Raw genomic sequence first — 18,326 nt, 5'->3', positions numbered from 1 at the left:
CTATTTTCCTTTTCTATAGTTCTAAAAACTCCTTTACTATTTCTAAATCATTAAAATGACTTCTTACTCCTTTTATCTCTTGATACGTTTCGTGCCCTTTTCCTGCGATTAATATAATATCACCCGCAGTGGCTTGTTGACAGGCTAGTTTAATCGCCTGCTTTCTGTCTTCAACCACAACCGTTTTCATTTTGTTTTGTGGTTCAACTCCCGCTTCAATATCTTCCAATATCAACGCAGGCTCCTCGAATCGAGGGTTATCTGAAGTGAAGATTACTTTATTACTCAAATCAGATGCTATTTTACCCATTTCTGGGCGTTTTGTTTTATCTCTATTTCCGCCACATCCAACAACCGTAATCAGCTGTTCATTGTTGGTGCGAATGCTGTTAATTGTCGCTATAACATTAGCTAAAGCATCTGGAGTATGGGCATAATCAACAATTGCAGTCACATGTTTAGATGAAACAATGTATTGAAAACGACCTTCCACACTTGTTAACTTACTCAAGTGTACCAATGCTTCCTCTTGTGGCACGCCTAATTCTACTGTTGCACCTAATACTGCTAATAAATTAGAAGCATTAAATGCGCCGATTAACTGTACCCATAATTCTTGTTGGTTGATTTTCATCAACATCCCTGAGAATTGACTTTCTAGAATTTGCCCTTTGTAATCTGCCATGTTTTTCAATGCATACGTACAAACCTTTGCTTTGGTATTTTGTACCATTACTGGGCCATTTTTATCATCTAGGTTAGTCAACGCAAAGCTTGTTTTTCCTAACTGATCAAAGAACATTTTTTTTGCATCGCGATAAGCGGCAAATGTTTTGTGGTAATCCAAATGATCATGAGTCAAATTCGTAAAAATCCCACCTTCAAAATGAAGGCCAAATGTACGATGTTGAACCACCCCATGAGAACTTACTTCCATAAAGCAGAAATCACATCCTTCTTCTGCCATTTGATTCAAATACGCATTAATAGTAATTGAATCAGGTGTAGTATGAGAAGTTTCATAAAGTGCTACTCCTATACGGATATTTACAGTCGACAGTAATCCCACTTTATAGCCTAAACTGGTAAACATATTGTACAATAATGTAGCAATTGTTGTTTTTCCGTTCGTTCCTGTTACACCTACTAATTTTAATTTATGCGAAGGATTATCATAGAAATTAGCGGCTATAAGCGCTAAAGCTCTATTGCTATCTTCTACAACAACATAGATGACTCCTTCTACCAAATCACTTGGCAAAACCTGACATACAATAGCCGTTGCTCCTTGATCAATTGCTTGCTTGATATATGCATGCCCATCTACTACTTCACCTACTATGGCAATAAACAAAGTGTTTGACTTCACTTGACGTGAGTCAAAAGTCAAATGGTCTATTGTTGCATCTGTCGATCCAACAATAGACTGTATTTCTACTTTGTATAATATGTCTTTTATCTTTTTCACGATAGTTCTAAAACTACTTTTTGATTCTTATCTATTTTTTGTCCTGCGAGTATTGATTGCGTTTTGATTTTTCCTACTCCCTTCACTTGAACTTTCAATCCTAAATTCTCCAATAAAGGCAGAGCATCCATAACTTGCATTCCTCTTACATCTGGCATCACAGCCTCTCCAAATTGATTCTGTGCCAAGAAGGATTGATAACTTTCAACAATACTCATAGGCACCTCATTGGAATCTTTCATTTCCTTTGTAGTAGGAACATCTGTATAAATTTTCTGCGCAATTCGCTTGAATACAGGCCCTGCTACATCTGCTCCATAATAACTCTTGGATCGATCTGGTTTATGAATCACGACGATACAAGAATATTTTGGATTATCTGCTGGAAAATATCCTGCAAAAGAAGAGGAATAGTACATATCTGAACCATACCCTTTTCCTTTTCCATAATTCACCTGTGCAGTTCCTGTTTTACCAGCCATAGAAAAGTTTGGTGAGTACAGTTTTCTACCCGTTCCTTTTTTCACTGTATTTTCTAAAATCGCTCTCGCTTGATGAATTACATCAGGTGAGGCAATTTGTGGATTCAACACAACCTTATCAAATTTCTGTATCGTTTGATCGAATTCTTTGATTTCAGATACAAAATAAGGTTTGACCATTTCACCATCATTAGCAACTGCATTATATAAGGTCAAGGTTTGCAAAGGCGTTACAGATAAACCGTATCCAAAAGCCATCCAAGGTAAAGCCAATCCACTCCATCCTTTTTTCCCTGGTTTAGGTATATACGGTACTGCTTCTCCTTTTATTTTTAATCCCAAAGGTTTATCCATCCACAAAGAGCTCAAATAATCCGTAAAAACTTTCGGATCATTTTTAAACGCTTCATCTACGGCCTGTGTAATTACCGTATTTGATGATAATTCAATTCCCCTTGCTAAGGAAACTTTACCATATCCTCCATGTTTGGAATCGCGAACTCTTGCATTATAAAAACGAACCACCCCATCATTTGTATCATAAATACGCGCCGTATCCACTTGTTTTTTCTCCAATAAGGCTAAAAGCGAGGCTAATTTAAACGTCGAACCAGGCTCGTGTTTTTCTCCCACTGCATAGTTCACCGTCTCATAGTATCCTCCTGTTTTCTCATCTCTTCCAAGATTTGAAATCGCGCGAATAGCACCTGTTTTCGTTTCCATTACAATCACACAACCGTGATCTGCGCTGTATTTCTCTAACGATTGCAACAAAGCATGATGCGCAATATCTTGGATGTACACGTCAATGGTTGAAATAATATCTTTCCCATCTATAGGTTCAATTTCATTCTCATCATTAATTGGCTTCCATTGATTCTTTGCTAGACTTTGCATTTTACGCTTTCCATCATATCCACTAAGGTAATCTGTAAAAGCGCCTTCAATTCCAACTCTCCCGAATGTACCATCTTCATTTTTTCGTTCATATCCGATAGTTCGCTTGGCAATTCTTCCAATGGGATGCTGGCGAACCGTTTTTTGAGAAGAAATAAAACCTCCACCATTTCCTCCTCGCTTAAAAAGAGGAAAATTCTTGATTCGCACATATTCTACATAGCTCAAATTTCGGGCAATAAGAATATATCGGCTTTTAGATGCTCTCCCTTTTCTCAACATATTTTCATAATATGCACTTGGTTTTCGAAACATCACAGCTAGCGAATCAGCTAATGGTTTTACTTCTTTTTCAAAGTTCTCTTGTTTGGGTGCAACCCCATCAAAACGTATTTCAAAGACCGGCACTGATGTGGCTAATAAGCTTCCATCAGCAGAATAAACATTTCCTCTATTGGCTTCTATTATTTCTTCTTTCACTCGGTTTTCACTTCTCGCTTTTTGGCGAAGTTCACTCCCTTCTACTCCTTGAATTAATAGCATCCTATAAATTACCCCTCCCGCTAATAACAATACTATTGCAGTGACGACATAAATATTGACATAAATATTTTTGTTCCCTAGGGCCATAGTTTATTCCAAAATGTTTTATTGTCTACCTCCCTCAACACCTTAATTTTCTGTGGTGGTGTTTCAGAAGGATATATTCCTTCTTCTTCTAATTTGCGAGTAATTGTCGATTCCATTTTCAGTTCCATAAGTTCTGATCGCGTTGCGACAAACTCAGCACGAAGCATTTTCACTTCGTGGGTTAATTTCCCAATTTTAAACACTTTCGACTCATATCGCTGTGTGTTTCCAATTAGTATCATTCCTAACACAATCACATATATAATAAAGGCCCACGTCTTCGCGGAATTCTCGTTAACGAGAATTTTAGCTTTTATTACATCTACTGGACTTGCTATTGTTTTTTTCATTTTTTCTCTGCAATTCTCAACTTTGCTGATCGAGCTCTGTTATTTACTGCTATTTCTTCTTCAGTTGGAACAATAAGTTTTCCCAATTGTTTCAACGGAACTTCAAATCTTCCAAACATATCGCGTTCTGGTTCTCCTTCAAACATTCCATTTTTCATGAAGCGCTTTACCAAGCGGTCTTCTAATGAATGATACGAGATTACACTCAACCTTCCTTCTGGTTTCAATACCTCAACACTTTGTTCTAACAATTCCTTCAGCACTTCAATCTCTTGATTTACTTCAATTCGAATAGCTTGATACACTTGCGCTAGTATTTTAGCTGTTTTGTGTGCAGGTAAAAATCGACCTAGTACTTGTTTCAATTGATCCGTATCTTTTATCTCTCCATTTGCTCTTGCGTTCACAATGGCATGTGCCATTGCACCTGCATTGTTCAACTCTCCATAGACACTCAACACATATCTCAAGTCTTTTTCGTCATAATCATTGACTACATGATAGGCAGACAATTCGCCTTTTTGATTCATTCTCATATCGAGATCACCTGCGAAACGAGTCGAAAATCCGCGTTCTGCAACATCAAACTGATGAGAAGAAACACCTAAATCACCTAAGATCCCATCGACTTCACGTACACCATAGAATCTCAAGTAGCGTTTCAAATGTCTAAAGTTTTGATTAATCAAGACAAATCGAGGATCGTCGATTGCATTTTTCACTGCATCATCATCCTGATCAAACGCGAACAATTTTCCATTTTCACCCAAACGACTCAATATTTCTCTTGAATGTCCGCCACCTCCAAATGTCACATCCACATAAACGCCATCGGGACGGATATTTAATCCATCCACTGTTTCGGTTAACAAAACAGGTCTATGATATGCGTATAAATCTTTACTCATCAAAACTAATATTACTCATTACTTCTTGCGCCAATGCACCAAAATCAAAATCATCTGGTCCTAAAGTAGCTTCATACAGGTCTTTATCCCATATCTCAACAATATTTACTTTGGACGCCATTACGATTTCTTTCGTAATACTTCCAAACTGCAAAAGATCCTTTGCAATTAGCAAACGACCTGCATCATCAATATCTACAAGTTTAACTCCCGCCATAAATGCGCGAATAAACGTATCTACTTTTTTATCAAAAGGATTCAGTTTGTTGATTTTCAACATCATCTTCTCCCACTCAGCCATTGGCCACAATTCCAAACACGTCTCAAACACCGATCTTTTCAGCACAAAACCATCGGACATAGCAGGTAACTGCTTCTTCAAAGAAGCAGGCACCAATACCCTACCTTTGGTATCGACCTTACACTCGTATGTCCCAATAATCGACGTCAAAATTTTGTTTATATATATATACTTAGCAAATGTAATTATTTTTTTACCACTTTTACCCACTTTTACCCACTTTGTTGATAAGTTTTCTAAAAATAGCGTATTTACTGACTTCAATAGCCGTTTTAATTGCTTATACTTAGCGATTTTCACATCAAACTCCTTGATTTGAACCTACTTATCCCTATACTATTCACTGTTTTTCACCTCTCAACCTACCATTGTTTTTTCACCATTGTTTTAACGAAAATTCTCTTTTTAAACCAATCAATATCTAATTTAATCACCAAAAACACCGAAACTACTTTCCACAAAAAACACGCTCTTTTCAGTCTAATTTCAGGCTAGTTTTAACCCAATTCCAACTCGTTTTTTTCATTACTTTTTTCAGTAAAAATGCTCTTTTTCACTTCTTTTTTAGTTCAAAAAAAATGAACCGCGTGTATCGATCAACCTTCTTATATACTTTCCAAAGAATTTTGTCTTTTGTTCGTTTCATCCTTATCCTAAACAAAAGAAATAAAGTAAAAACCGAAGAACTTTACAGCATACGACTAACAAATTCAACAACGACTAACCAACTGATACCATGTATCTTTCTACCGCATAAACGAATCATTTCATCTATTGACCTACAGGGCTCCCCTTTTCTTTTTCACCTCCACCTGTATTTTATCCTTTTATTACAATATTTGTCTCTATTAAAAATGTATATTTGTAAGAATTTAAAAATCGCAAGTAAGAGCTAATGGAGCGAACTTTAAAAGAAGACGGTAAATTCCGATATATGGAAGTTGGTGAAGGAACACCAATTATCATCTTACATGGATTAATGGGAGGGCTTAGTAATTTCGATGGAGTTGTAAATTTCTTTCCTCAAAAAGGCTATAAAGTTATTATTCCTGAACTGCCTTTATATACCAATAGCATTTTAAAAACGAATGTAAAAGCCTTTGCTAAATTTGTCAAGGACTTTATTGAACGCATGGGTTATAAAGATGTTATTTTGTTGGGTAACTCACTTGGAGGCCATATTGCGCTGTACTTTGCTAAAATGTATCCTCAATATCTAAAGGCTATGGTGCTGACTGGAAGTTCAGGGCTATACGAGAGTGCTATGGGGGACAGTTATCCAAAGCGCGGGGATTATGAGTACATCAGAAAAAAAGCAGAAGATGTATTTTATGACCCTGCTGTAGCAACAAAAGAAATCGTAGATGATGTTTTTGCTACAGTCAACGATCGCATGAAGTTAATTAAGACCTTGACCATTGCTAAAAGTGCCATTCGACACAATATGTCCAAGGACTTACCAAAAATAAATGTTCCTACTTGTTTAATTTGGGGAAAAAACGACAAAGTAACTCCACCAGAAGTTGCTGTAGAATTTAACGAATTGCTCCCTGATTCAAATCTATATTGGATTGATAAATGTGGGCATGCCGCTATGATGGAACACCCAGACGAATTCAATGAACTATTGAATAAGTGGTTCAACGAACGCAACATATAAAACAATGAAAATAAACACCGCAGCATTTGTAATGAGTAACTCTGAAGTAAGTAAGTGCCCTAATGAGCCTTTACCAGAGTATGCATTTATAGGAAGATCCAATGTTGGAAAGTCTTCTTTAATCAACATGCTTACCAATTCAAAATCTTTAGCAAAGACCTCGTCAAGACCTGGAAAGACCCAATTGATTAACCACTTTAAGATTAATTCGAATTGGTTTTTAGTCGATTTACCAGGGTATGGATATGCTAAAGTATCGAAGAAAACAAAAGGTATTTTTCAGAAATTCATTACAGAATATTTTGAAAAACGCAGACAATTGGTTTCTGCTTTTGTTTTGATTGACATCAGACATGAAGCGCAAAAAATTGATTTAGAATTCATGGAATATTTAGGAGAATCTGGTATTCCCTTTGCCATCATTTTTACTAAAGCTGATAAGGTAGGAAAAACGAAAGTACCTCAATTAGTTGCTGATTATAAAAAGCAACTGTTAAGTGGTATTTGGGAAGAAATGCCACCTTATTTTGTTACTTCTTCCGAAGACAAAACAGGACGAGATGAAGTATTGGCTTATATTGATGAAATCAATCAAGACATCTTTAAAAATCCATTACCGATATAAAAACAAAAAAACTGCCTTGGCAGTTTTTTTTGTATCTAAATATAATAGTCGTTCACGGTAATGATTCCTGCTCGAATAGCATAACGCGTCGCGTCATGTACGCTGTTTACTTCAAGCTTCTTAAAAATATTCTTTCGATGAGTAATCACGGTATGAATACTTATATTTCGATCTGCCGCAATTTCTTTAGTCATTTTTCCTGTGGCAATTTCCTTTAAAATTTCTCGTTCTGCATTAGTCAAAATTTGATCTACTTTAAAAGCGGTTGTTTTATACGAATTAAAGACTTCTTGTACACAAGCAGCAATATAATTTTCTCTGCGCCAAACCGTGGTCAACCCTTTTTTTATTTCTTGCAACGAATCTTTTTGTTGCAACAAATTAAAACCATTGACTGATTTCATATACAACATTTTCTTTAACCAAATCTCAGGTAATTCTTCTAACCACATTACCCATATGCTGCGTTCATATGTATTTTTCAACTCGTAAATACCATCTACTTGTTGCAGTAATTGATAGGTTGTCGGATTAAAAAACACATAGCCTGAACTATTCTTTTTCAAGAACAGACGAATATCTTGCACGGTTTGTAAATCATACCAGACGATTTCCTCTTGTACAACCTGCTCTGCTATCGTTTTTATCCCTAAACGAACCAATTCTTTCTCTTCTAAAATAGCAATATGCACCATATCTTACCTTTGTCGTACAAAATTAATGAAATAATATTAGGAATAAACAGCAAAAGGCTGCCTAAATAGACAGCCTTTTCCACCATTACTGATTGAATAAAATAAACAACTAATGAACCACTCACTATTATAGGTTCGGATTTTCTCTCTCTTCTACTGCAGGTATTTGGTATAAATAGTACGGACTATTTGCCACAAACGGACTTTGGTCTGGGAAATTCAATGCATAATGCCCATTAGCAGTCATTAATTTTGTTTTTGTTTCCTCATTGCCATTTACATCGCGTACTACATACGTATACTCCACTTTATTTTGTTCGTATTTTTTTCGAACTACTGCTTTTTGATTTCTTACAATATCAACCAAGCTAAATCCCTCTCCGAATAATTCTTTTCTTCTTTCGAGCCAGATTGCTTCTAGTAAATCATTTCCAGATAAGTTTGTTGCCAACACGGCATTTCTAGCCTGTTTAACTGCATTTAATTTATTTATTGCATCTCCATCATTTAATCGGGCTTTTGCTTCTGCATTGATTAAATAAATCTCTGAGGTACGCATCAATACGATATCGGCAATTTGACCTGCTTTAAATTTAAACTTACCATAACGCATCCAAACTACAGATGCTTTTGCAAGATCTGCACCAGGATCTGGCGCCCAATTAATCATTGATTTTCTATAATCTCCATCTTCAAATAAATCTTTGAAATAAGGATCTGCATTAAAGCTATAATAGTAGCTATCTTTTGATGTAACATCTAAATAATGGAATTGGTACGACGCATTACTTTGATCTGGTGTTTGCGGATGTCCCCAAATCCACTCGCGGTTATTGATATCATTAAATCCCGATTTATACTCTATTTCATTCATCAAATAATCATTCTTCGCTAATAAGCGATCCGAATATTCTTTCGCTTTTTCCCAATTTCTAGCATATAAGTTTGCTCGAGCCAATAAACCTAACACTACATTTTGATCAAATTGGAACTTTTGTTCACGTACATATCCTTCAGGAATTAATACCAATGCTTCTTCTAAATCAGCTAATGCTTGATTATACACTTCTGTTACAGTTGCTCTTTTCGCAGGTTGTGAATTTACTGTCGTTGGTTTCAGATAAATAGGCACTGCTAAAGCATTCGGATCTTTATCGATAGCAAAAGCATAGGAAGAGGCTAAATGCAGATATATGAAACCTCTCAAAGCATGTGCTTGCCCCTTTACTATTCTTTTTTCTCCGGCATCTCCTTTTGAGTCATCAACATAAGCCAAGATATTATTCATATTATTTATGGCTTTATAGGACAAATTCCAACTATGTGTATTTGTTCCCCCTTTTCCATACAAGGCATTGAATTGATAATGTGATCCAAAACCATATTTATTGGTTTGCAGCACGACATCATTCCCCATCGCATCACTGGTACGTAAAAAAGAACCAAACCCAGGATTTGCATAGGTATAATACGTTTCCATTAATTGTCCCCAACTACCGTTTAATACTTTTTCGCTCCCTTCAACTGTTTTAAACACTTCCTTCTCTTCCACTGCATCAGTAGGAGAAGTATCTAAATCACAAGAAAACAAAACAAAAGAAAATAACAATAGTAAAGCTTTTCTATATTGGATATAATTTTTCATCTTTTTATAATTTTAAATTTAACCCTACTGAAATTGTTTTCATAGCAGGATAGCGGAAATAGGTTGTCCCATCATACGTTTGTTCAGGATCTAACCCTTGTTGTTTTGCTACCGTAAATAGGTTTTCTGCTTGCAAATAAAGAGAAGCTTGACCAATATTCACTTTTTTCAACCACTCTTGTGGAAAATTATAAGCTACAGATAAGTTCTTCAACTTTAAAAAAGAACGATCTACTAAAAATCTTGTGGAGTTGTTTGTCCACACATTAGCTGTTGAAGTTGTCAATCGAGCAACATCAGCATCTGGATTTTCAGGTGTCCAACGATCTAACATATCCACACTCCACGAAGTACCTCCTCCATTTTGTTTCATTAAACTTGTCTTATCACTGTTGTAAATTTTACCTCCAATGGCATAGGAAAAGTTTGCAATTAATTGCCAATTTTTATACGATAAATCCGTTTGGAATCCTCCAGAAAATTTCGGTAGTGAATTTCCGCTTTTCACTTTGTCTTTATCTTTCAATTCACTGTAATTTTCTGTAATAAATCGTTCGCCATTTGCATCTGTTCCATACCATCTTGGTTTCCCTGTTTCAGGATTAACACCCGCCCATTCAATCAGATAAAAATCATACAACGATCCTCCTTTTATCCATTTTTTTGTACCACTATACATTTCCTCCGTTGGAAGAGATTGAATTTTATTCTTATACGTAGTAATATTCATTCCTAATTTCCATTTCCAGTCGTCTGTTAGAATAGGATATCCTTCTAATGACAATTCCCATCCATAGTTTTTCATCTTCCCAATATTTCTCAAGACTGAGTTAAAACCAAGTGAAGGCGCTAATTCTTCATTAAACAACAAATCTTTCGATGCACGTTCAAAATATTCTACTGTACCACTTAAACGATTATTGAAAACACCAAAGTCAAAACCTAAATTTAAATTCATATTGGTTTCCCAGCTTACATTAGGTGTTCCCAAACGAGAAGCCACTAATCCAGTATTTCCTAAGTTATTGTAGATATTGAATAACGGTTGGTATGCATAATATTCTACATTATCATTTCCTTGTGCTCCATAACTTGCTCGAACCATCAATTCGTTCAACCAAGAATCTCTATACGACTGCATAAAGTCTTCATCTATCAGACGCCACGAAGCTCCTAAAGACCAGAAAGTCGCCGCACGATTTCCAGGAGCAAAACGAGAAGATTCATCTCTGCGGTATGATCCCGATAAATAATATTTCTTATCATACGAATACTGTAGATTTCCAAATAAACTAAAAATACTGTATTCATCAGCTTTACCATAAAAATCAACTAATCGAGAAGCTGCATCTGGTTGTTCATAGCCTAACATTATCAACTGATCTCTAGCACCTCCAAAATAATTCGATTTATATTTATAAAACTCTTGCCCTACCATTACACCAATGCTATTTTTATCATCTAGATCTAGATCATAATTCAACACATTATTATAAGTCATGGTTACTGTACGTGTATTTCTCATACTTACCCCTCCACCTGTAGCACTAGATGGCCCAACCTCTGGATTGGTTACATTATGATTATACACACTATTGTAATCTACATTTAATGATGTTTTATACTTTAAATTGTCTAAGAACTTCACTTGTGCATAGGTACGAACAGAAGCATAATCTGTTTTATTTTCTGCTTTATCCAATGGAAGTGTAGCCACTAAATTATGACGCGCATACGAACTCGCTCTATAATTTCCAAAATCATATACGCGATTTCCTGTTTCTGGATCTAAAATATAGGCTCCTGTAGTTAAATCACGTTCGTAAATGGGATAAAACGAAGGCATATTACGTCCAAAACCAATAACGTTTCCAATGGCACTATCATCCTGTTTGGGATAATCTTGAATGGAATGTGAAGCAGAAGTATTCAATCCCAATTCCAACCAACTTTTAGCATCAATTACAATATTGGAACGGAAGTTAAAACGTTTAAATCCCGATTCTTTCACATACCCTTGGTTATTTAGGAAACCTCCTGATACAAAATATCGTGTTTTTTCTCCACCGCCTGATACACGAACATTAAGATCAGTATAATTAGCGTTTTGAGATAATGCATCCGTCCAGTCATCGTTCCATAAAGGACGTAATCCTGCACGTAGTTTTCCATCGGTTCCAACAGGCTCTGGATTATCTAATCCGTAGGGATTGATTCCTATAGAACTTACTAAATTTGTTGTAGCATATTGAGAAGCGGTTGCCCAATCTTCTCCTGCAGTGTCCATACGTCCATTGCGCATCGCCTCCCAATACATTTCCATATATTGATTTGTGTTCATCGTTTTATAATCACTACGCGCTCGACTTGACGTTCCGTATTTAGCAGATATTTCAATTTGAGGTTCTTGATTTTTTAATCCTTTCTTGGTTGTAATCATCACTACCCCATTTGCCGCTCTAGATCCGTATAAAGTTGCTGCTGTCGCATCTTTTAATACAGAAATAGATTCAATATCTGCCGGTGCGATAGTAGACAGCCCCCCTTCATAAGGCACTCCGTCTACTACATACAAAGGTCTACTCCCTGCATTCACGGAGCCAATTCCACGGATGCGTATTTCCGCTTCCGAACCAGGCTGTCCACTTGCTGCAAAAGATTGAACCCCTGCTACCGAACCTTCTAAAACTCTGGACACATTACTCACTTGAGACTGTCCTATCGTCTTAGCACTAACTAATCCAACTGATCCTGTATAGGTCTTTTTATTCGCTGTACCATAAGGCACTTGAATAATAACTTCTTCTAGATTTTCGGCATGAGCCTCTAGGTAAATATTAAGTTCCGTTTGTGTGGAAATCTTTACTTTTTGTGTGGTATAACCAATAAAAGAAAACGCAACGGTTTGGTTAGGCTCCACCTTAATGGCATAATTTCCATCAAAATCCGTAGCAACACCCTTTCCTGTTTCTACGATGGTTACACTTACTCCAGGCAAGTTTCCTCCAATATCAGAAACAGTCCCCTTCAGTGTAAACTCCTGTGCTTGTAGCTGATAAACTCCCATCAGCACAAAAACAATTTGTAAAATTTTTTGCATAAATTGTTCCTTTGATCGCCAGAAATTTCTAGCAATACATTAATAATAAAAGTGATAGAATTAAATTGATTGGAATGTTCAACTAACATCCGAGATAAGATAATTGTTGCGCTAGCAACAACACAAGTTCATGCAGCACTTCATCGACACAGAAGAAGATACTTCACGTTGACTAAGATTAAGAAAAGAAGTCGTTTTCGATAAAAAAACTATAGACTGCATACTACTACTTTTTAATTATAGGCTTTTGATTTTCACTATGAGTGAAACAACAAGCAACTATTATTTGTTTTTTGATAAGGCAAAGATAGTAGCTGCAAAAACAGAAGTAAATACCACGTATATGGTAGATTTATAAAAAAAGGTTACCTCAACAGTATGGAGGTAACCTTTTTTAAATTCTATTATGCTTATATTGATTACTTTACATGTAAAATAAAGTAATTCTTTTTTCCTTTTTGTAAGAGGATGAATTCATCATTGATCAAATCCTGTGCAGTAATCACATATTCTTCTGTTACTTTCTCTCGATTTACTGCAATAGAATTGGCTTGTAATGAACGACGCGCTTCTCCATTTGAAGGCATGAATCCGCTTTTTCCTGCTAATGCTTCAATAATTGGCAAACCAGCTTCCACATCTGCTTTGGTAATTTCTGCTTGAGGTACACCGTCAAACACTTCTAAAAAAGTTTTAGCATCCAATTGTTTTAAATCATCTGCTGATGAATTTCCAAATAAGATACCCGAAGCTTTAATTGCATTTTCTAGATTTTCAGCTCCGTGAACCATTGTTGTCACTTCTTCAGCCAATCGTTTTTGCAATACGCGTAAATGCGGTGCTTCTAGGTGTTCTTTTACTAATGCTTCAATTTCTTCACGTCCAATAAACGTAAAGATTTTGATGTATTTTTCTGCATCTGAATCTGATACGTTTACCCAATATTGGTAGAATTTGTAAGGAGAAGTATATTCCGCAGATAACCAAATATTTCCACCTTCCGATTTACCAAACTTTGTTCCATCTGCTTTAGTAATCAAAGGACAAGTTAAAGCATACGCTTTCTCACTAATTGTACGGCGAATTAACTCTGTACCTGTCGTGATGTTTCCCCATTGATCTGAACCTCCCATTTGCAATGTAACCTGCTTTGCTTGAAACAAATGCAAAAAGTCATATCCTTGTAACAATTGATAACAAAACTCTGTAAATGACATTCCATCTTGGAATTCACCATTTAGGCGTTTTTTCACAGAATCCTTTGCCATCATATAGTTCACTGTAATGTGTTTACCAACCGTTCTGATGAATTCTAGAAAAGAAAAATCTTTCATCCAATCGTAATTATTTACGAGTTCTGCAGCATTTTCTGCACCAGAATTAAAATCTAAAAAGCGCTCTAATTGTGCCTTAATTGCATTTTGATTATGACGCAAAGCTTCTTCTGACAATAGATTTCTTTCATTTGATTTTCCAGATGGATCTCCTACCATTCCTGTAGCACCACCAATTAATGCAATTGGTTTATGACCTGCCATTTGAAAATGCTTTAAAAGCATTACACCTACTAAATGTCCAATATGCAATGAATCCGCTGTTGGGTCAATTCCCACATATGCCGCACGCATCTGCTCCAACAAATGTTCTTCAGTGCCTGGCATTACGTCGTGGAGCATTCCTCTCCAAGTCACTTCTTCAATAAAATTTTTCATTTAATTATATTTTATGCAAAGATAGTCCAATTCCTTACGCTATTCGAACTTTTTTTTGTCACATTTCTATTTTTATTGCTTTCAAACGGTTCAAAACAATACACTGAAAATACGGGCGTTACTTTCAAACTTTTAGTTCAATTCTTTCACTTTCTAAAACATAACCTTTACATTTGTTCATTATGATATTAGTTACTGGTGCAACAGGCTTAGTTGGAAGTCATCTTCTATTACATCTTCTTCAACAAGGAGAAGACAATATACGTGCGATATACCGAAATGTACAAAGTATAACTAAGACGAAACATGTATTTGAAATTTATGATGTACTCACGCTATTTGAAGCGATACAATGGCAACAAGCGGACATCCTAGATTTACCTGCACTAGAAGAAGCTTTTGAAGGAATCACTCATGTTTACCATTGTGCTGCTATGGTTTCTTTTGATCCTAAAGATGAAAAAATCCTGCGCAAAACTAATATTGAAGGAACGGCCAATATTGTCAACCTTTGTCTTGCCCATTCCATTGAAAAATTGTGTCATGTAAGCTCTATTGCTGCTTTAGGCGAATCTTTGCATTACTCTACTCCCATTACAGAGCAAACAGAATGGAATCCAGCCCTCTATCACAGCGATTATGCGTTGAGCAAATTTGGTAGTGAAATGGAGGTTTGGCGTGGAACTCAAGAAGGACTTGATGTAGTTATTGTCAATCCAGGGGTCATTTTTGGGCGCGGATTTTACAGAGAAGGTAGTAGCGAATTATTTTACAAAGTACATCAGGGATTTCCTTTTTACACGACTGGAACTACAGCCGTTGTTTCCGTCGAAGATGTCGTATCCTGCATGCATCAACTCATGCAGAGCGAACATAAAAATGAACGTTATATTCTCGTTTCTGATAATCTAACGAACCGTGAGCTCCTGCACTTTATTGCTACTTTACTCAACAAGAAGCCCGCTAGTTTTGAAATAGGCCCGTTTGGACTTACTTTGGCTTGGCGTTTAGATGCTTTAGTTTCTGTCGTAACTAGAAAAAAAAGAAGCTTTACACGTGCTATCGCGAAAGCTTCCTTGAGTTCTTTTATTTATGATGCTTCAAAAATTGAACAAACGCTCAATTTTACTTTTTCTCCTTATCAAGAATTTTTAGTTAATGCTAGTAAGGGATTTAAATAATTATACTTTACCTTGAATCACTATTGATCTGCTTTTATTTGCTGTAATAGCTTTTTTTTCATTTGTGGACTAATTTCTTTAATCTTCGTTGATTTTACCTTCTTCGTCTTTGAAACTGCTTCGGTATTTTTCACCGGTTCTACCTGGCTAGTATCAGTCTTTACAACAGGCATAGAATCAACCGCAATAGCAGCAACAGGAGCTAACTCCAATTCTTTTTTAGGCAATAGCGAATCAATTCGTTCCTTGTCCTTTTTAAGTCGTTCCATAACACGGGTCTGCATATCAAAATAAACGCCCTTTTTCAATGTCACATAATAGCGATTATTTGTTGTAAACGTCAAACTATCAATTTGATATTTATCAAAAACATCTTTTATCTGTACCGTTTTTACTGTATCTGACGCAAAAGAATTTGTTGTTTGCATGCCATACAACAACGCTACATCATACAAAATATCCTCCATCTTTGATTCTTCAATAAATGGATTGGGTTTGTCTACATCTTTTTGACAAGAAAATAGCAACAAAGCCATACAACAAATTATAACTACCTGTTTCATTTTTACTATACTAACGTTCAAAAAGCAATCTTTGCCCACAACGAATTTCTTTTACTTCTTCATTTTCATACACCAAGCATCCATTAACAAACGTATGGGTAACTTTAGAAGAAAATGTCTCTCCTTCAAATGGAGACCATCCACACTTATACAAGATATTTTCTTGCTTTACTTCCCAGCTACTATTCGGATCAATTAAAACAATATCTGCATGATAGCCTTCTTTTAAAAATCCTCTTTTTTCTATTTGAAATAAAATAGCTGGATTATGTGCTGTTTTTTCTACAATTTTTTCAACTGTAATTCGCCCTTGTTTTTTTGCTTCAAATAGCGAAACTAAGGCATGTTGAACCAAAGGACCTCCAGAAGGAGCTTGTGTGTAGGCTTTTGCTTTCTCTTCTTTCGTATGTGGTGCGTGATCTGTCGCAATAACATCGATACGACCGTCTAATAAAGCTTCCCAAAGCTTTTCTCTATCACTTTCTTTTTTCACAGCAGGATTCCACTTGATGAAATTTCCCTTTGTTTCATAATCTTTATCTGTAAACCACAAGTGATGAACACAAACCTCCGCCGTAATTTTCTTGTCCTTTAATGGAATATCATTGCGGAATAACTCCGTTTCTTTTCCTGTCGACACGTGAAAAACATGTAATCTCGCTCCTGTTTTCTTTGCTAATTCAATTGCTTTAGATGAAGAGATATAACATGCTTCTTCACTGCGAATAATGGGATGGCATTGCACAGGGATGTCTTCTCCATACTGCTCTTTATGTTGTTGCAGATTTGCCTGAATTGTCCCTTCATCTTCTGCATGAACAGCAATCAACATCGAAGTACTAGAAAATATTTTTTCCAAGACATCTTGACGATCGACCAACATATTTCCAGTAGAAGAACCCAAAAACAATTTAATCCCCGCCACATTACGTGGGTTTGTTTGTAATAATTCTTCTAAGTTATCATTAGTTCCTCCCATCATAAACGAGTAATTCGCATAAGAGGCAGAAGACGCTATTTCGTATTTTTGTTCCAATAATTCTTGCGTTACTGCATTCGGAACCGTGTTAGGCTGTTCAATAAAAGAGGTAATCCCTCCAGCCACAGCTGCCCTGGACTCAGAAGCAATATCTCCTTTATGTGTTAAGCCTGGTTCACGAAAATGCACTTGATCATCAATCATACCCGGAACAACATATTTTCCTGTTGCATCAATCACTTGCATATCAGGTGTTGCTTCAATAGTCTGTGCTATTCTTGCTATTTTGCCTTCTTGAATCAGGATATCCCCTTTTTGAACGATCCCTTCGTTAACAAGGCTTCCATTCTTAATTAAATAGTTGCTCATTATAGTTTGTTTAGTAGTTTTCTAATTTTTAGATTCATTACTCCAAAAATAGCTTCTTTGATGATCCCTTTTGACATTTTAGATTCACCTCGCGTTCGATCTGTAAAAATAATGGGCACCTCTGTAATTGGAAATTGCTTGACGTAAACTCTGTATTTCATTTCAATCTGGAAGGCATATCCTACAAATCGAATCTTATCTAAATCAATATGTTCTAAAACCTCTTTTGCATAACAAACAAATCCAGCTGTTGTATCTTTTACTGGCATACGTGTAATCCAACGCACATAAATTGATGCTCCGTAGGAAAGTAATACGCGATTCAAAGGCCAATTGACAACATTTACTCCTGTTACATACCTCGATCCAATCACCATTCCTCCTTTCTCCTTACAGCTTGCTAACAATCGACTCAAATCAGCGGGATTATGTGAAAAATCAGCATCCATTTCAAAAATATAGGCATAATCACCTTGTAGCGCCCATTTAAAACCATCTACATAAGCTGTTCCCAACCCATTTTTCCCCTGTCTTTTGAGTAAATGAAGGGTATCGTACTTTTCTTGCAAATGTTCTACCACTGCAGCCGTACCATCAGGAGAGTTATCATCTACAATAAGTACGTGAAAACACTCGGGTAATTCGAGTACAGCCTCAATAATTTGCGTGATATTTTCAATCTCATTATAGGTAGGAATAATAACTAGTCCTGCATTCATTGTCTTTACTTTGGATACAAAAATAACCTTTTTATAGAAAGT

15 protein-coding genes are annotated in these 18,326 nt (G+C 36.1%); 3 read left to right on the top strand and 12 right to left on the bottom strand.

All coding sequences use genetic code 11. The features are described 5' to 3' along the window. Positions 1-13: 13 nt before the first annotated feature. Genes AWV75_RS08250 through mraZ form a run of 5 tightly spaced genes read right to left on the bottom strand, consistent with a single transcriptional unit; the run spans position 14 to position 5,186 of the window. A complete protein-coding gene (locus AWV75_RS08250; RefSeq protein ID WP_060873933.1) occupies positions 14-1,468 on the bottom strand; it encodes a UDP-N-acetylmuramoyl-L-alanyl-D-glutamate--2,6-diaminopimelate ligase in 1,455 nt (484 codons plus the stop codon). Then, positions 1,465-3,477, bottom strand: coding sequence for a penicillin-binding protein (locus AWV75_RS08245; RefSeq protein ID WP_060873932.1), 2,013 nt, complete (start codon positions 3,475-3,477; stop codon positions 1,465-1,467). Before AWV75_RS08245 ends, AWV75_RS08250 begins: the two co-directional genes overlap by 4 nt. Next, on the bottom strand, positions 3,468-3,827 hold the full coding sequence (locus AWV75_RS08240; RefSeq protein WP_002987710.1) for an FtsL-like putative cell division protein: 360 nt from the start codon (positions 3,825-3,827) through the stop codon (positions 3,468-3,470). The genes AWV75_RS08245 and AWV75_RS08240 overlap by 10 nt, the downstream gene beginning before the upstream one ends. Further along, positions 3,824-4,735, bottom strand: a complete 912-nt coding sequence (rsmH, locus tag AWV75_RS08235; protein ID WP_060873931.1) for a 16S rRNA (cytosine(1402)-N(4))-methyltransferase RsmH — start codon at positions 4,733-4,735, stop codon at positions 3,824-3,826. Before rsmH ends, AWV75_RS08240 begins: the two co-directional genes overlap by 4 nt. Next, positions 4,728-5,186 (bottom strand): division/cell wall cluster transcriptional repressor MraZ, encoded by a 459-nt coding sequence (gene mraZ, locus AWV75_RS08230; protein WP_060874059.1) that lies wholly within the window; start codon positions 5,184-5,186, stop codon positions 4,728-4,730. Before mraZ ends, rsmH begins: the two co-directional genes overlap by 8 nt. A gap of 745 nt (positions 5,187-5,931) precedes the next feature. On the opposite strand from mraZ, the gene AWV75_RS08225 reads away from it, so the two are divergent. Then, on the top strand, positions 5,932-6,696 hold the full coding sequence (locus tag AWV75_RS08225) for an alpha/beta fold hydrolase (protein WP_060873930.1): 765 nt from the start codon (positions 5,932-5,934) through the stop codon (positions 6,694-6,696). A gap of 4 nt (positions 6,697-6,700) precedes the next feature. Further along, a complete protein-coding gene (gene yihA, locus AWV75_RS08220; protein ID WP_060873929.1) occupies positions 6,701-7,321 on the top strand; it encodes a ribosome biogenesis GTP-binding protein YihA/YsxC in 621 nt (206 codons plus the stop codon). Positions 7,322-7,356: 35 nt separating this feature from the next. On the opposite strand, the gene AWV75_RS08215 is transcribed toward yihA, so the two are convergent. The 4 genes from AWV75_RS08215 to tyrS form a co-directional block, all read right to left on the bottom strand. Beyond that, complete coding sequence (locus AWV75_RS08215; RefSeq protein WP_060873928.1) at positions 7,357-8,016, bottom strand: response regulator transcription factor; 660 nt, start codon at positions 8,014-8,016, stop codon at positions 7,357-7,359. 127 nt (positions 8,017-8,143) lie between these two features. Then, positions 8,144-9,661: a RagB/SusD family nutrient uptake outer membrane protein gene (locus AWV75_RS08210; RefSeq protein ID WP_060873927.1), complete on the bottom strand. Its 1,518-nt coding sequence runs from the start codon at positions 9,659-9,661 to the stop codon at positions 8,144-8,146. Positions 9,662-9,665: 4 nt separating this feature from the next. After that, positions 9,666-12,761, bottom strand: coding sequence for a SusC/RagA family TonB-linked outer membrane protein (locus tag AWV75_RS08205; RefSeq protein WP_060873926.1), 3,096 nt, complete (start codon positions 12,759-12,761; stop codon positions 9,666-9,668). 419 nt (positions 12,762-13,180) lie between these two features. After that, the gene (tyrS, locus tag AWV75_RS08200; RefSeq protein ID WP_060873925.1) at positions 13,181-14,473 is read right to left on the bottom strand and encodes a tyrosine--tRNA ligase; all 1,293 of its coding nucleotides are present in this window, start codon (positions 14,471-14,473) and stop codon (positions 13,181-13,183) included. A 182-nt stretch (positions 14,474-14,655) separates the two neighbouring features. Between tyrS and AWV75_RS08195 the strand changes: the two genes are divergently transcribed. Continuing rightward, positions 14,656-15,654, top strand: coding sequence for an NAD-dependent epimerase/dehydratase family protein (locus AWV75_RS08195; RefSeq protein WP_060873924.1), 999 nt, complete (start codon positions 14,656-14,658; stop codon positions 15,652-15,654). Between the two features lie 20 nt (positions 15,655-15,674). Here AWV75_RS08195 and AWV75_RS08190 read toward each other — a convergent pair whose 3' ends face one another. Genes AWV75_RS08190 through AWV75_RS08180 form a run of 3 tightly spaced genes read right to left on the bottom strand, consistent with a single transcriptional unit; the run spans position 15,675 to position 18,284 of the window. Then, on the bottom strand, positions 15,675-16,217 hold the full coding sequence (locus tag AWV75_RS08190; protein WP_060873923.1) for a DUF4296 domain-containing protein: 543 nt from the start codon (positions 16,215-16,217) through the stop codon (positions 15,675-15,677). Between the two features lie 10 nt (positions 16,218-16,227). Continuing rightward, positions 16,228-17,565: a dihydroorotase gene (locus AWV75_RS08185; protein WP_060873922.1), complete on the bottom strand. Its 1,338-nt coding sequence runs from the start codon at positions 17,563-17,565 to the stop codon at positions 16,228-16,230. Continuing rightward, positions 17,565-18,284, bottom strand: a complete 720-nt coding sequence (locus tag AWV75_RS08180) for a polyprenol monophosphomannose synthase (protein WP_060873921.1) — start codon at positions 18,282-18,284, stop codon at positions 17,565-17,567. The genes AWV75_RS08185 and AWV75_RS08180 overlap by 1 nt, the downstream gene beginning before the upstream one ends. Between the last annotated feature and the right edge of the window lie 42 nt (positions 18,285-18,326).

The organism is Myroides odoratus (assembly GCF_001549985.1).
GTDB lineage: Bacteria > Bacteroidota > Bacteroidia > Flavobacteriales > Flavobacteriaceae > Flavobacterium > Flavobacterium odoratum_A.
The sequence above is the reverse complement of the archived record's forward strand: the minus strand, read 5'-3'. Positions and strand labels throughout refer to the sequence as shown.

Excerpts from the sequence above, each read along its gene's own strand:
- yihA (WP_060873929.1), top strand. The coding sequence starts at position 6,701 with ATGAAAATAAACACCGCAGCATTTGTAATGAGTAACTCTGAAGTAAGT.
- AWV75_RS08205 (WP_060873926.1), bottom strand. The coding sequence starts at position 12,761 with ATGCAAAAAATTTTACAAATTGTTTTTGTGCTGATGGGAGTTTATCAG.
- AWV75_RS08195 (WP_060873924.1), top strand. The coding sequence starts at position 14,656 with ATGATATTAGTTACTGGTGCAACAGGCTTAGTTGGAAGTCATCTTCTA.
- AWV75_RS08225 (WP_060873930.1), top strand. The coding sequence starts at position 5,932 with ATGGAGCGAACTTTAAAAGAAGACGGTAAATTCCGATATATGGAAGTT.
- AWV75_RS08210 (WP_060873927.1), bottom strand. The coding sequence starts at position 9,661 with ATGAAAAATTATATCCAATATAGAAAAGCTTTACTATTGTTATTTTCT.
- AWV75_RS08190 (WP_060873923.1), bottom strand. The coding sequence starts at position 16,217 with ATGAAACAGGTAGTTATAATTTGTTGTATGGCTTTGTTGCTATTTTCT.
- rsmH (WP_060873931.1), bottom strand. The coding sequence starts at position 4,735 with ATGAGTAAAGATTTATACGCATATCATAGACCTGTTTTGTTAACCGAA.
- AWV75_RS08215 (WP_060873928.1), bottom strand. The coding sequence starts at position 8,016 with ATGGTGCATATTGCTATTTTAGAAGAGAAAGAATTGGTTCGTTTAGGG.
- AWV75_RS08180 (WP_060873921.1), bottom strand. The coding sequence starts at position 18,284 with ATGAATGCAGGACTAGTTATTATTCCTACCTATAATGAGATTGAAAAT.
- AWV75_RS08245 (WP_060873932.1), bottom strand. The coding sequence starts at position 3,477 with ATGGCCCTAGGGAACAAAAATATTTATGTCAATATTTATGTCGTCACT.
- AWV75_RS08240 (WP_002987710.1), bottom strand. The coding sequence starts at position 3,827 with ATGAAAAAAACAATAGCAAGTCCAGTAGATGTAATAAAAGCTAAAATT.
- tyrS (WP_060873925.1), bottom strand. The coding sequence starts at position 14,473 with ATGAAAAATTTTATTGAAGAAGTGACTTGGAGAGGAATGCTCCACGAC.
- AWV75_RS08185 (WP_060873922.1), bottom strand. The coding sequence starts at position 17,565 with ATGAGCAACTATTTAATTAAGAATGGAAGCCTTGTTAACGAAGGGATC.